The sequence below is a fragment of the Streptomyces krungchingensis genome (assembly GCF_054729265.1).
In genome coordinates this window covers 1,715,671-1,729,756 of record NZ_JBPUKY010000001.1, presented here as the reverse complement: position 1 = coordinate 1,729,756, position 14,086 = coordinate 1,715,671, and the positions used below count along the sequence as shown (strand labels likewise).

The 14,086-nt window shown below is 66.8% G+C and carries 10 protein-coding genes; 6 read left to right on the top strand and 4 right to left on the bottom strand.

The window, feature by feature from the left end:
• Positions 1–562 precede the first annotated feature (562 nt).
• Positions 563–1,060, bottom strand: a complete 498-nt coding sequence (locus ACSYGO_RS07905) for a hypothetical protein (RefSeq protein ID WP_460386319.1) — start codon at positions 1,058–1,060, stop codon at positions 563–565.
• Between the two features lie 228 nt (positions 1,061–1,288).
• Positions 1,289–1,864, bottom strand: coding sequence for a Dps family protein (locus tag ACSYGO_RS07900; protein WP_460386318.1), 576 nt, complete (start codon positions 1,862–1,864; stop codon positions 1,289–1,291).
• Positions 1,865–2,742: 878 nt separating this feature from the next.
• On the opposite strand from ACSYGO_RS07900, the gene istA reads away from it, so the two are divergent.
• From istA to ACSYGO_RS07870, 6 genes are all read left to right on the top strand, one after another.
• Positions 2,743–3,990: an IS21 family transposase gene (gene istA / locus ACSYGO_RS07895; RefSeq protein ID WP_460386142.1), complete on the top strand. Its 1,248-nt coding sequence runs from the start codon at positions 2,743–2,745 to the stop codon at positions 3,988–3,990.
• Positions 3,990–4,799 (top strand): IS21-like element helper ATPase IstB, encoded by an 810-nt coding sequence (gene istB / locus ACSYGO_RS07890; protein WP_460386141.1) that lies wholly within the window; start codon positions 3,990–3,992, stop codon positions 4,797–4,799. Before istA ends, istB begins: the two co-directional genes overlap by 1 nt.
• 531 nt (positions 4,800–5,330) lie before the next feature.
• Complete coding sequence (locus tag ACSYGO_RS07885; protein WP_460386317.1) at positions 5,331–5,798, top strand: nuclear transport factor 2 family protein; 468 nt, start codon at positions 5,331–5,333, stop codon at positions 5,796–5,798.
• A gap of 545 nt (positions 5,799–6,343) precedes the next feature.
• Positions 6,344–6,811: an SsgA family sporulation/cell division regulator gene (locus ACSYGO_RS07880; protein WP_460386316.1), complete on the top strand. Its 468-nt coding sequence runs from the start codon at positions 6,344–6,346 to the stop codon at positions 6,809–6,811.
• A 322-nt stretch (positions 6,812–7,133) separates the two neighbouring features.
• Positions 7,134–7,970, top strand: a complete 837-nt coding sequence (locus tag ACSYGO_RS07875; protein ID WP_460386315.1) for an alpha/beta fold hydrolase — start codon at positions 7,134–7,136, stop codon at positions 7,968–7,970.
• Between the two features lie 512 nt (positions 7,971–8,482).
• Complete coding sequence (locus ACSYGO_RS07870) at positions 8,483–10,819, top strand: FdhF/YdeP family oxidoreductase (protein WP_460386314.1); 2,337 nt, start codon at positions 8,483–8,485, stop codon at positions 10,817–10,819.
• Between the two features lie 1,017 nt (positions 10,820–11,836).
• On the opposite strand, the gene ACSYGO_RS07865 is transcribed toward ACSYGO_RS07870, so the two are convergent.
• Positions 11,837–12,955 (bottom strand): fatty acid desaturase family protein, encoded by a 1,119-nt coding sequence (locus tag ACSYGO_RS07865; protein ID WP_460386313.1) that lies wholly within the window; start codon positions 12,953–12,955, stop codon positions 11,837–11,839.
• 7 nt (positions 12,956–12,962) lie between these two features.
• Positions 12,963–14,018, bottom strand: a complete 1,056-nt coding sequence (locus ACSYGO_RS07860; protein WP_460386312.1) for a ferredoxin reductase — start codon at positions 14,016–14,018, stop codon at positions 12,963–12,965.
• Between the last annotated feature and the right edge of the window lie 68 nt (positions 14,019–14,086).

Here is a 14,086-nt window from a genome sequence, read left to right as displayed (position 1 = left end):
ACGAAGCGCCGCGCCCGATCGACGTGCGATCGGCGCCGATGAGGCTCATCACGTCTCTACAGCCCCAGCAGCAAGGCGCCTCCTGCGTGTACAGCCGCACCCCAGGCCTGTGATTCCAGGCCGATGAATACTGCTGCCGTCTCCGGCGCAGCGACGCTGCGCCGGAGACGGCACGTAGATCGGCCGGTTGATCCGCTGGTGCGTCGCACCTGTCTCATGCACCAGGCGCGAGCGAGCCGGTCCGCGGCTGGAGCCGTCGGCAGCGCCTCAGCCGCAGCCAGAGCCGGACCGGCGTCCACTGCCCCAAGTTCGACGATCGCCTCCTGCTGCTTGGCGATGTCGTTCCGCCAAGGCTCTCGGCGTGCAGCTCGCGGACGAGCTGGCGCTCTTCGTCGGTGACGGGGTTCGCACTGCCCATGGGCCTCGCCCCCTGGACACTGCGGAGGCCCGCACGCTAACGGGCCCCCTGTGGTGCGCACGGAGCGCGAATGTTGAGTCTCAGTGTCCAGGCATGCCGGGCTTGGCCCCAGGATTGATCATGTTGCCCCGGGATGCGAGCAGGTCACGCCTCGTTGGCCGTGGCCTTCTTCAGCGCGGCCACCAGCTCGTCCCGCCGATCGTCGTCCGTCAGCTTCTGGTCCCGGGCGGTCCAGGCGAGCGCGAAGCGTCCGACCTGCCGCCAGTCCCCGTTGACCTTCATCGTCTCGACCCAGTGCGCGGACGCGGCTGTCGTCTTGAACTGGTAGATGCTGACGGTGTCGGTAGTGATCAGCTGGACGCAATTGTTCTCAGCGTACTTGCCCTTGCCCGTGCTGCACCCGGAGGTGTTGTCGGTCGGGTTGCCGAGGTCGGTGACACCCGTGGCGTCGGCGAGCTTGGCGGCGGCCGCTTTGGCGGTGAGGCTCGCGGGCTTGGCCGGTGCCTTCGTGGGCGCCTTCGCCTTCGCGGACGTTTTGGGCTTCGCGTCGCTGTCGGTGGTGGAGTCGCTGCTGGACGAGCAGGCGGTCAGGGTGAGGGCGGCGGCCGCGAGAAGCGCGGCAGCGGTGGTGCGGGTGTTCATGGTCCCCCCATGGACGGTTGAGCTTGCTGGGGCATCATGCACTGTGAAGACGAAGTGAAGGAAATGGGGAGTGGCGTGTGACGGGGCCGCGGCTGTAATGCCGCGGCCACCCCAGCCACTCCGGATCGCCGAGTGCACGCAGCAGCGTCAGCAGAACCGGTTCACCCATCGTCCACCCGTTCAAGCTCGGTAGCTTCAGCCTGTCACGGACTCAGATTCAGCCCAGGTTCAGGCGCGGACCAGGGGAGTGTCGACCAGGTGCTCTGCCAAGAACCAGGCATGCAGCTCCCCAGTACGGATCACCTGCGAGACCAGCAAGTCGTTGGTGCCGTCATCGCCCATCTCGGAGGTCCGAGCGGCCGCGTCACGGGCGTCCGTCAGGATCGTCTCGTGGGCTTTCAGCAGCCGCGCGAGCATGGCCGGCACCGCCTCGACACCGTCCGGCGGGCGCGGAATCGACGTGATCTCGGCGACGTGCCGGGGGTCACCTACTGCGACGCCGCCCAGAGTCTGGGCCCGCTCGGCGATTGTGTCGACAAGCTCCAGCTGTTCCCCGGCGTGCTTGTCCAGCAGCAGATGCAGCTGGTAAAAGGTCGCACCGCGCATGGCCCAATGGTGCTTCTTGTAGAGCCCGTAGAGGATTTGGGTGTCCGCCAAAACCTGATTCAGCCGCTGACACGAGTACTTGCGGGTGTCGTGAGAGAGGCCGATGGGGAACTGTTTGACGGCCCCGAACTCCTGAGTGACTTCTCCCTTCTGATGCAGCCAGGGCTGGCTACTTGCATGCTTGGGGCCAGTGGTCATGATGTGCCTCCTGCGAAGTTGTGCTGCGGATAACGCCGCCGACGCTAGGGCTTGGGACAGACGTCGCCTTCCCCCGGAGTGCACGACGTCGTGCCTGTCAGCGCACCGAGCTATCACTCGAAGGCGTGCTGCGCTGTGCCACCTCGTCAGCCTCGCGATCGAGGACGCCTGTCGGTGTTGTCACGCAGCACCAGCTGTGAACCGGTTGGCGACGATGCCTCGATCGATGTGTTGCCACGTGGTTCCAAGCGGCACCATTGCGTCGGCTCGGCGCTGAATGCCGTGACTGCGTAAGTCTCGAGTTCGAGGCCCCCCCCGGAAGGTGCGCCGTCGTACTGCCGGATGGTCACCACGTTCGCGACCCTCGCAAGCCGACGAAGACTGTCTGCGAAGAGCGATCGCCCATGAGCACACGCCGCACGTGGGCCAGTGACGGTCATGAGTGGGCTCGTCCCCATCAGCTGGCCTCAGCGCCGCGCTCCCACTCCGTCCCCAGCTATGCCGAGGAAGCCGGCTGGCGGCACAACGCCGGCGCCCCGCCCCCCTCCCCGGAACGTTGCTGCCTGCTACTCCCTAAATTGACAGTGCCGTCAAGGTGCTCGGAATCACCCGCGACCGTCTGGTGCGCGAGCTCGCCTTTGGCCGACACGGCCGGCACCCTCGAGGACGGCCTCCCCGCGGCGCAGCATCCCGTAGCCGCCGAAGACCGGTGAACGGCAATACGCCCGCTGCCCTGACGCCGATGGACGGCGAACACGGCAAGCTCCTCCTGCTCTGCAGACGCCCTGTCGGTGGTCTTCGAAAAGTGGACCAGTCTCCGACTTTGAGAATTGACCCCGTTCCAGGGTCTGGCTCGTTGAGTCAGGCCGGGAGGATGGGTGATCGACGTGGAGGACTGGGCGGAGATCCGCCGGTTGCACCGGGCTGAGCAGATGCCGATCCGGGCGATCGCGAGGCATCTGGGCATCTCACGGAACACGGTGCGGCGGGCCTTGAACAGCGAGGCGGCGCCGAAGTATCAGCGGGAGCCGAGGGGGTCGATCGTGGACGCGGTCGAGCCGCAGATCAGAGAGCTGCTGCAGCGGTTCCCGGAGATGCCCGCGACGGTGATCGCGGAACGGATCGGCTGGAGCCGTTCCTATGCCGTCGTCCGGCGGCGGGTGCGTGAGCTGCGACCGGTCTATCGGGCCGCGGATCCGGTCTCGCGCACTGGTTATGAGCCGGGTGAACTCGCCCAGTGCGACTTGTGGTTCCCACCTGCGGAGATCCCGCTCGGCTTCGGGCAGACGGCGAGCCCGCCGGTGCTGGTGATCGTGGCGGGCTACTCGCGCTGGATCATGGCAAGGATGCTGCCCACCCGGTCGGCGGCCGACCTGATCGCCGGGCACTGGCGGCTACTGACCGGGCTCGGGGCAGTGCCCAGGGCTCTGGTCTGGGACAACGAGGGCGCCGTCGGATCCTGGCGGGGTGGACGGCCCCAACTCACCGAGGACTTCGCGGCGTTCGCCGGTCTGCTGGGCATCCGGATCATCCAGTGCCGCCCCGGCGACCCGGAGGCAAAGGGCCTGGTCGAGCGGGCCAACGGCTATCTGGAGACCTCGTTCCTGCCCGGCCGGGTGTTCGCCTCGCCCACCGATTTCAACATTCAGCTGGCCGACTGGCTGGCCAAGGCCAACCGGCGCATCCACCGCACCCTGCAGGCCCGCCCGGCAGACCGGATCGACGCCGACACCGCCCGCATGCTGCCCATCCCGCCTGTCGATCCCCCCGGCTGGTGGCGCTCCAGCCTGCGACTTCCGCGCGACCACTACGTCCGCCTGGACACCAACGACTACTCCATCCACCCGCTCGCCATCGGCCGCCGCATCGAGGTCAAGGCCGACCTGGACCAGGTTCTCGCCTTCTGCGAGGGCATGGAGGTGGCCCGGCATGCCCGCTGCTGGGCCCGCCACCAGTCGCTGACCGACCCGGCCCACGCGGCTGCCGCGGCGGCCAGCCGGACGGCAGCCCGGCAGAGGTTCGTGCCACCGGACGAACTCGAGTTCGAACAGCGGCCGTTGGAGACCTACGACCGCATCTTCGGCGTCATCGACGGCGGTCTCAGCAACGGTGAGGGAGTCGCGTGATGGCCCCGACGAGCAAGACCGGCAAGGTGGCCGGCAGTGGCCGCGACGTCGCCTCCGAACTGATCTATCTGACCAAGGCGTTGAAGGCTCCGGCGCTGCGGGATGCGGCCGGCCGGCTGGCCGAGCGGGCCCGCGCGGAGGAGTGGAGCCACGAGGAGTATCTGGCCGCCTGCCTGCAGCGGGAGGTCGCCGCCCGGGACAGTCACGGCGCCGAGGGCCGGATCCGGGCCGCCCGTTTCCCCTCGCGGAAGTCGATCGAGGACTTCGACTTCGACCACCAGCGGTCGATCAAACGGGAGACCCTCTCCCACCTGGGAACCCTCGACTTCGTCGCGGGCAAGGAGAACGTCATCTTCCTGGGGCCGCCCGGGACCGGGAAGACCCATTTGGCCACCGGCCTGGGCATTCGGGCCTGCCAGGCCGGCCACCGGGTCGCGTTCGCCACCGCCGCCCAGTGGGTCACCCGCCTCGCCGAGGCCCACCAAGCCGGTCGCCTGGGTGACGAACTCACACGGCTCAGCCGGATCCCGCTGATCGTGGTCGACGAGGTCGGCTACATCCCCTTCGAACCCGAGGCCGCGAACCTGTTCTTCCAGTTCATCTCGGGCCGCTACGAACATGCCTCCGTGATCGTGACCAGCAACAAGCCCTTCGGACGCTGGGGCGAGGTCTTCGGCGACGACACCGTCGCCGCCGCGATGATCGACCGCCTCGTCCACCACGCGGAAGTCATCTCCCTCAAGGGCGACAGCTACCGCATGCGCGGCCGCGACCTCGGCCGGATTCCACCCGCCAACGCAGGGGAATGAACAACATCAACTGACCGACCGGGGGTCCATCTTCGGAGTCGAGCACCGGGTCAGCTTTCGAAGTTCACCGACAACGCCCTCCCAAACCGGCACCCATGCCTCCCTCAACGCCAGCCATACCAGCAGGTAGCCGACGGGCACCTCGTCCACGACGACATGTGGTTCCCCTGATACGGGCACAGCACCCGCCTCCGCCGATCCCGCTGCGCATCACTGCCTTGCAGCTGCACGACACCGCCGGTCGGCCCCCCCCCACGTCGCACAAGAGAAGCGGAGAACCGGCCCGCAACAGCAGTTCAAGCCCCTTTGGTTTGTCCTGCCGACGCTGTGCGCGGACGTAGGGCGCGGACAGTCAATTGGGTGTGCACACATGCACGCCAGCCCCCAGCCGACGCCGCATACGGTGAAACCACGCCAGGCAGACCGGGCTCCGTCAACGGTGAACGGGTTGAAGGCAAAGCAACGCCGCAGCTTTCTGCGGCCGGCATATACGCGCGGCTCGCGCTGCGCTTGTTCTGATCAGGAGATGACATGAGCCAACGTCCCCCCCTTCCGCCCTTCACACGCGAGACGGCCATCGAGAAGGTCCGTCAAGGCGAGGACGGGTGGAACACCCGGGACCCGGAGAAGGTGTCGCTCGCGTACAGCAAGGACTCCCGCTGGCGTAACCGCGCCGAATTCGTCACCGGTCGTGATGAGATCGTCGCCTTCCTCGCCCGCAAGTGGGACCGAGAGCTGGAATACCGCCTGATCAAGGAGCTGTGGGCGTTCTGCGGCAACCACATCGCGGTCCGTTTCGCCTATGAATGGCGTGATGACTCGGGCCACTGGTTCCGCTCCTACGGCAACGAGAACTGGGAGTTCGACGAGGACGGGCTGATGCGCGTCCGGCACGCCTGCATCAACGACCTCCCGATCGATGAATCCGAGCGCAAGTTCCACTGGCCGATCGGACGCCGACCCGATGACCACCCCTCTCTGAGCGACCTCGGTCTGTAGGCCAGCTCCGGCTGACTCGGCGTGTGCCTGTTCCACGAGCAACGGGCACACGCCGGGCACCTCACGCCAACTGAAGAAGTAGCTGACCGAGCCAGGGAATCAAGGGCGTGGTCCATACAGGGCCCCACCCCCACGGCTCCACACCGAGGACATGCGGGCAGCTTCACCCGCGCGGCTGAGCCTGAGGCACGGCATGCGTGGGTCAAACGCCGTCCCCGGCGATCGCAGACGCACTGCCCGGCGCACGGCGCCAAGCCCGTAGATGCCATCGCCGGGCGTAGGCGTCCAGCCGCCCCGCCCCGAGGGGCTGCCCCTCGTCACCATCGCAATTTTCCCGGGGCTCTCCGGTCTCGCCAAAAGACTGCATTCGCCGGCCAGGCAGCGTTCCTCTCCGCAACAGGAGCGCCGGGGGCATCCGAGCGCAATAGGGGGCTAACGCCGAGCTGTTGCCACAAGCGCCAGCCTGCCCACTGCCCACCCGGTGGCGTCCCACGGACGGTGAACGCCCGACCGGACCGGTCCCCCAGAGGAACGGAAGCAGTTTCATGACTCACTTCGACACGACACGGCCACACCTGCCCCGCCGGCTTCGGCGCAGAGTCGGCCTTGTTCTGGAACGCACCGCAAACGCATTCCTGGTCTGCTCCGAGGATGTGCTCGTCCCTTTCACCATCCGCCTTGTCTATGACTCGGCAGATCCATATGCCGCGCAGATCCACTTCCCCGGCCTTGATAAACAGCGCCGCGCAACGATTTGGTTCCTGGCCCGAAGCCTCCTGGAAGAGGGGCAGCGGGTACTGACAGGCGAGGGCGATGCACTGGTCATCCCCTGCGGCGAGGGCTGGACAGGGTTGGAACTTCGCGGCACGACAGGGAGCACCACCGTGCTGATCGCCGGCACCACCCTCCAGGACTTCATCGCGGCCACCTACCAGACGGTGCCCGCAGGTCACGAGCACCATCTCATCGGCCTCGACGAGGGCCTTGCAGACCTTCTCGACGAAGTCTGCTGACACCAGGACCTGGCGATGCACAGCATCGCTGGATCTACCCGTTCAAGCCCGCTGGGCCAGCGGAGCACACCGCGTACCGCGCCCGGTCACGACACACCTGCTCTGTTCAGACGCTGTGACCCAGCAAAGACCATCGCGGTATTCCCCCGGGACAGGACACCCCGCAGGACGCTCCCGCCCCTGAACGCTTCCTCACAGTGAGCCGCGTGCATCAGCACCGTGCACATGAGGATAAAACAACACGGAGCGGTGCTTTTCTTCAAAGGCATCGACCCTAATACACGTCACCATCTACCACAGAAAAGACAATCGGAGACACGCAATGCCCTTTATCACCGTTGGCCACGAAAACTCCGCCGACATCGACGTCTACTACGAAGACCACGGCCAGGGACAGCCGGTCGTGCTCATCCACGGCTTCCCTCTCAGCGGCGCATCGTGGGAGAAGCAGATACCCCTCCTCCTGCAGGCCGGATACCGGGTCATCACCTACGACCGACGGGGCTTCGGCAAGTCGAGCCAGCCCACCACCGGCTACGACTACGACACCTTCGCTGCCGACCTCAACATTCTCATGGAGACACTCGACCTGCGCGAGACGATCCTGGTCGGCTTCTCGATGGGCACCGGAGAGGTCACTCGCTACCTGGGCAACTACGGTTCACGCCGCGTCAGCAAGGCCGCCCTGCTGGCACCCGTCCCGCCGTTCCTGCTCAAGACCGACGACAACCCCGAGGGCGTTGACCAGAGCGTCTTCGACGCAATCATGAACGCCATCGTCGCTGACCGCCCCGCCTACCTCAGCGCGTTTCTCGACGACTTCAACAACGTCGACCGCTTCCACAACACACGCATCAGCGACCAGGCACTGCAGTCCCAGTGGGCGATCGCGGTCGGCGCATCGGCGCACGCCACCCTCGCCTGCGTGCCGACCTGGCTGACCGACTTCCGTGACGACCTGCCCAAGAACGACGTCCCCACCCTCATCGTCCAGGGCGACGAGGACCGCATCCTGCCCATCGCATCCACCGGACGCCGCCTCCCGGAGCTGATCAAGAACAGCCGGCTCGTGGAGATCCCTCAGGGCCCGCACAACATCGGCTGGACGCACGCAGAGGAACTCAACCCCATCCTCATGGACTTCCTCAACGAGAACTAGCTCACTGCAGCGACGAGAGGGCCGCCGACCGGTCCCTCGCTCCCCTCTCGGAACACCGGGTGAGGGCCATAGGGCAGCCGCCGACCTGCTGCGGCCGCCGCTAAAGGCAAGCCCCCGCACAACACAGGCTTCGTCGGGGCCAGCGGTGGAACAGCCCCTGTCAATCCAAGGTCGCGAGGCCAAGGGCCCTTGCGGCGCCCAAGGGGACGACATCCCCCTCGTGGGGGTGTCCCTGCCACCACATCCAGGGCCCAGGGCTGACCCACTTGGCCACTCACACGACCTTCTGGGCCGTCGCAGGCCCACCAGCTGCAGACGAGACTTCTCGCTCAGTAATTTTTTTCGGTGGCACCCGCCTCACGTTCCGGCGGGTGCCCCGTCGCGTCCTACGACACCTTGCCGTCACACGACTTCTGGGAAGGCGACCATTGAAAGCCCCGCACCCTGCACCCGCTCCCCAAGACCCACCTCACTCGGCCGCCCCTGCAATGCCTGTGTCCCAGCAGTCAGCCATGGAAGGACAGCCCCAGCCTGGGCACCCGGCCCGGGGGAGAGGCCCGGACCCGGCTGGCCCACCCCAGCAGGACGACTATCACCATCCGGCGGCAGGCTGGGGCGCCGCCGAGAGCGTCGCACGCGTCCTGGTCCGCGAGCGTGCAACTGTCAGCGGCCCACGCGCGATCACGAAGATGAATCATGAGAGGAGCGGCTTCGACTGTCCCGGCTGCGCCTGGCCCGACGACACCAAGGGCCTCCACCTGGACATCTGCGAAAACGGCATCAAGCACGTCGTATGGGAAATGACCCCCAAGCGCGTAGGCCGCGAGTTCTTCGCAGCCCACACAGTCACCGAGCTCATGGAGTGGAGCGACCACGCACTGGAAGACCAGGGCCGGCTGACCGAGCCCATGGTCTACAACCCGGAAAGCGACCACTACGTCCCCATCAGCTGGCAGGACGCCTTCGCTCTGGTCGGAGACACGCTGCAGCGACTCGACAGCCCTCACCAGGCGTCCTTCTACACCTCAGGGCGCTTGAGCAACGAAGCGACCTTCCTCTACCAACTGCTCGCCAGGGAACTGGGCACCAACAACCTGCCCGACTGCTCCAACATGTGCCACGAAGCCAGCGGCCGCGCCCTGACCGCGGCCCTTGGAACAGGCAAGGGCACAGCCGATCTCAACGACTGGCAGCAAGCCCAAGCTCTATTCATCCTCGGCGTCAACGCCGCAAGCAACGCCCCACGCATGCTCACCACACTGGCGGAAGCCCACCGCCGCGGCGCCCAGATCGTGCACATCAACCCACTCGTCGAAGCCGCCGCCACCCGCACCATCGTCCCCCACGAATTCACCGAGCTGGCGCGCTTCCACGCCACCCCCACCAGCACTTTCAACATCCAGCCACGCATCGGCGGTGACATGGCACTGCTGCGCGGCATAGCCAAATCCGTCCTGGAAGCAGCCCACACCGACCCCACTGTCCTCGACCGGCCCTTCCTCGAGCGCTACACCACCGGCTTCGCCGCCTACCGCGCTCTGTGCGAGGCCACACCGTGGCAGCAGCTAGAGGACCAGTCAGGAGTCGACCGCGAGAACATCCGCCAGGCGGCTCGCATCTACCAGGACTCCGACCGCACACTCATCAGCTGGTGCCTGGGAATCTCCCAGCACGAACACGGTGTCGATACCGTCCGAGAAATCGTCAACCTGCTCCTGCTGCGCGGCAACATCGGCCGCGAAGGGAGTGGGCCCTCCCCAGTTCGTGGACACAGCAACGTACAAGGCAACCGCACCTGCGGAGTGGACCACCAGCCCACCGACCAGTTCCTCGACCGACTCGCCGCCGCCTGCGCCATCGACCCACCCCGCGCCCACGGCCTGGACACCGTCGGCACCATCGACGCCATGCACCGCGGAGAGGTCACCGTCTTCATCGGAATGGGCGGCAACTTCGTCCTGGCCGCCCCCGACACCCGCCACACATCCAAGGCACTTCAGCGCTGCGACCTGACCGTCCAGGTCAGCACCAAACTCAACCGCAGCCACCTCGTACACGGCAAACAGGCCCTGATCCTGCCCTGCCTGGGCCGCACCGAAAAGGACCAACAAGACGGCGGACTGCAGGCACAGTCCGTCGAAGACTCCATGAGCATGGTCCATCTATCCCGCGGCATGAAAAAGCCCGCCTCACCCCACCTGCTGTCCGAACCGGCCATCATCGCCGCAATAGCCAGCGCCGCCCTGCCCCACAGCCGCACCCCCTGGGAGCGGTACGTGCAGGACTACGACCACATCCGCGACACCATGGCCGCCGTCCTCGAGGGTTTCGAAGACTTCAACCGACGCGTCCGACAACCCCTCGGCTTCCGCATCGCCCAACCCGCCCGCGAACTGGTCTTCCTCACCCCCTCCGGGAAGGCCGAATTCTCCACAGCACCACTACCCGACGTGGTCCCCGCCCCCGACCGCCTAGCCCTGACCACCGTGCGCTCCCACGACCAGTGGAACACCACCATCTACTCAAACGACGACCGCTACCGCGGCGTGAAGAACCTCCGCACGCTCGTCTTCATGCATCCCAATGACATGAGGGACAGAGGAATCAACAAATTCGATCTCGTCGACATCACCAGCCATGCCAAAGACGGCACCACACGCCACGTCAGCGGCTACTACGCCATCCCCTACGCGATCCCCCAGGGGTGCGCTGCCGGCTATATGCCCGAGCTCAACGTTCTCATCTCAGCCGCAGACTTCAGCGAGCAAAGCAACCAGCCGCTCATGAAACACCTTGACGTGACCATCAAACCGACCACAGCAGCTGCGGCCGACCAGAACAGACAGTGACGCCCCCTGACATTCGGTGGGTGTATGTAGCTGCCTGTTACCACAGCGGTGTACATCCAGCCGTCAGGCCACAGCTAGCGGTGAAGCGGCCCTCGCTGAAGTCTGTGCCCCCGTCCTGCTAGATGGGCCCATCCCCGTAGACCGTGGGCGCGACGAGTAGGGCTTGGGCGGCTCCGGGTAGTGCCATCCTCGGGTGGGCGGGGAGGACGAGTGGCCCCCGCCCGTGAAGTAGCCGAGGAGCGGACCGCCCCAGCCTCGGCGGGGAGGACACGAACGCCAAGAACAAGGTCGCGGGGTTGGCAGGATTACCCCTGCGTCGGCGGGGAGGACCCACGCTGTGCACGGAAGGGGGCCATCTCGCGCGCCACCTAATACCGTTCACCCCTGGCGAAGATCATCACCGGACTGCTCCGGACACCGGCCTCGCCCCGACCGCAGACCGACACCCTGACGGCGGACATCGCCCGCCTCAAGAAGGCGGGCCGCACGCTGCGCTCCCAACACGCGGTCGAGCAGCGGGAGGCACGCGTCACCATCGCGGCCTACGCCAACCGCATCCAGACGCTGAGCCTGCGGAACGCCCAACTCGGAGCGGAGAACGCCACCCTGCGCGAAGCTCTAGGCCAGGGCGGCACCGTGGCCTCCCTCCCTGTGACGCGTTGAACGCTGCAGGAAGGACTGCCGCAACCAGGGCGTGCCACCTGTCTTACTTGGGCTCACCCGTCGACCCCGCCGGCAGCGCAGGGGCGGACACGGGGGCGGCGAGCATCGGTTCCGGCAGTGTCCACGTCACAGCCCATGCCTTCCGCCCAGCCCGCCCGTCGGCAAGCCGAGTGCGCGTACGCACCCGACTACCGGCCCGAGCACGGAGCACGGCAGGTCAGCGCAGCCGGACACCGGGCTGCCCGGATCCCGGGTCGTACGGTCTGATGTCGCGGCCGCGCACCGTCCGCAACGGATCTCACCGAACCCGGCGGTGCCGCTGGCACGGCCGAAGATCTGAATCAATATCGGGAATCAGGCTGCGACGAGCTCCTGCTCGCGGTCCGGCGTCTTGACCTTGGGCTTCTTGTTCGGCAGCGAGAGCCGGACGACCTTGCGCCACGCGGAGAACACCTGCTTGGGCAGCGGCCCGGTGACGTACTCCAGCTCGTACTTTTCGAACAGTGCGCGCACCTTCACCGCGACCTCGGCGTACCGGTTGCTCGGCAGGTCCGGGAACAGGTGGTGCTCGATCTGGTGCGACAGGTTGCCGGTCATGAAGTGCATGGCCCTGCTGCCGCTGATGTTCGCCGAGCCCATCATCTGGCGCAGGTACCACTGGCCGCGCGTCTCGCCCTTGATCGACCGGCGCTCGAAGACCTGGACGCCCTCGGGGAAGTGCCCGCACATGATCACCGAGTGGGACCAGAGGTTGCGGACCAGGTTCGCGGTGAACGTGGCGGCGAGTGTGGTGAGGAACGACGGGCCCGACAGCAGCGGGTGGATCACGTAGTCCTTGAGCACCTGCTTGCGGATCTTGCGGCCCACGGCCTTGGCCTGGGCGCGGAACTCCGGGTTCTTGCGGCGGCGCTTGTCCAGGTTCTTGCCGAGTTCCAGGTCGTACGCCGCGATGCCGTACTCGAAGAAGCAGGCGTTGATGAAGTTCCACAGCGGCTGGCCGAGGTGGAACGGGTGCCACTTCTGGTCCTCGTCGACGCGCATGATGCCGTAGCCGAGGTCGTTGTCCTTGCCGATCACGTTGGTGTACGTGTGGTGCAGCTCGTTGTGCGAGTGCTTCCACTGATCGGCCGGCGAGACGTGGTCCCACTCCCAGGTGGTGGAGTGGATCTTCGGGTCCCGCATCCAGTCCCACTGGCCGTGCAGGATGTTGTGGCCGATCTCCATGTTGTCCATGATCTTCGCCACGGACAGACCTGCGGTGCCGAGCAGCCACGCGGGCGGGAAGAACGAGAACAGCAGCACACCCCTGCTGGCCAGTTCGAGCTTGCGCTGCGCCGAGATGACCTTGCGGATGTAGGCGGCGTCCTTCTCGCCACGGCTGGCGATCACCTCGTCGCGGATCGCGTCCAGCTCGCGGCCCAGCTCCTCGATCTGCTCCGCGGTCAGGTGGGCGGTGGGGTCGATGGCGGTCAAGGTGCTCCTACCGTTCGATGTCGCAGGGGCCCGCCGCGGCGGACACGCAGGTCTGGATGAGGACGCCCGGCTCGGCCTCGGTGATCTCGCCGGTACGCAGATCGCGGACGGCGCCCGCCTTGAGCGGCGTGATGCAGCCGAAGCAGATGCCCATGCGGCACCCGGAGGGCATGAGCACGCCGGCTTCCTCGCCGACGTCCAGCAACGGCGTGGCGCCATCCGCGTCGACGGTCTTGCCGGTGGCACTGAAGGTGACCTCGCCGCCGTCGCCGGCGACGACGATGCTGGGGCGGAAGCGTTCGGTGTGCAGGCGCTCTAGTACGCCGTGCTCACTCCAGTGCTCTTCGGCGGCGTCGAGCAGTCCCGCGGGCCCGCAAGCCCAGGTCTCGCGCTCGGCCCAGTCGGGCACGAGTGCGTCGAGACGGGCGATGTCGAGCATGCCGTCCGTGTCGGTGTGCACCTCGGTGAGCCGCAGCTTCTTGTCCGTGACCAGGTCGTGCAGTTCGTTGCGGAAGATCACGTCCTGCGGCCGTGGCGCGCAGTGGACCATGACGACGTCGTCGAACTCGGTGTCGCGCAGCATGCCCATCACGGGCGTGATGCCGCTGCCGGCCGTCAGGTAGAGCACCTTGGCGGGCTTGGCCTGCGGCAGCACGAAGTCGCCGGTCGGCTGGTCGAGCTGGAGCAGCGTGCCCGGTGCCGCCCTGCGGACCAGGTGGTTGCTGACCTTGCCGTCCGGGATCGCCTTCACGGTGATCGTGACGCGGCCGTCCTGGCGGTTTGTCGGCGAGGTGATGGAGTAGGCCCGCCACAGGCGCACCCCTTCGACATCGACCCCGATCCGCACGTACTGACCGGCCGTGTGGCCGCGCCAGCCCCGTCCCGGCCTGATCACGACAGTCGCGGCGTCACCCGTCTCGGGGTGTACGTCCTCGATGCGCCCACGCAAGTCAGCGCCGGCACGCAGCGGGCTGACCAGGTCGAGATAGTCCGACGGCAGCAGCGGCGTCGTGACCATCTCCAGCAGTTTCCACGCCCTGCTGCGGAGGGCTGCACTCGTCATGACTCCAGCTTGCTGCGCCTCAAGGCGTAAAGTCCTGACCGCAGGACGTAAATCTGGTCGGCTGAATT

What these genes read in the sequence shown, in the direction of transcription:
- ACSYGO_RS07905 (WP_460386319.1), bottom strand. Translation starts at nt 1,060, where the DNA reads ATGAACACCCGCACCACCGCTGCCGCGCTTCTCGCGGCCGCCGCCCTC.
- ACSYGO_RS07900 (WP_460386318.1), bottom strand. Translation starts at nt 1,864, where the DNA reads ATGACCACTGGCCCCAAGCATGCAAGTAGCCAGCCCTGGCTGCATCAG.
- istB (WP_460386141.1), top strand. Translation starts at nt 3,990, where the DNA reads ATGGCCCCGACGAGCAAGACCGGCAAGGTGGCCGGCAGTGGCCGCGAC.
- ACSYGO_RS07885 (WP_460386317.1), top strand. Translation starts at nt 5,331, where the DNA reads ATGAGCCAACGTCCCCCCCTTCCGCCCTTCACACGCGAGACGGCCATC.
- ACSYGO_RS07880 (WP_460386316.1), top strand. Translation starts at nt 6,344, where the DNA reads ATGACTCACTTCGACACGACACGGCCACACCTGCCCCGCCGGCTTCGG.
- ACSYGO_RS07875 (WP_460386315.1), top strand. Translation starts at nt 7,134, where the DNA reads ATGCCCTTTATCACCGTTGGCCACGAAAACTCCGCCGACATCGACGTC.
- ACSYGO_RS07870 (WP_460386314.1), top strand. Translation starts at nt 8,483, where the DNA reads ATGGAAGGACAGCCCCAGCCTGGGCACCCGGCCCGGGGGAGAGGCCCG.
- ACSYGO_RS07860 (WP_460386312.1), bottom strand. Translation starts at nt 14,018, where the DNA reads ATGACGAGTGCAGCCCTCCGCAGCAGGGCGTGGAAACTGCTGGAGATG.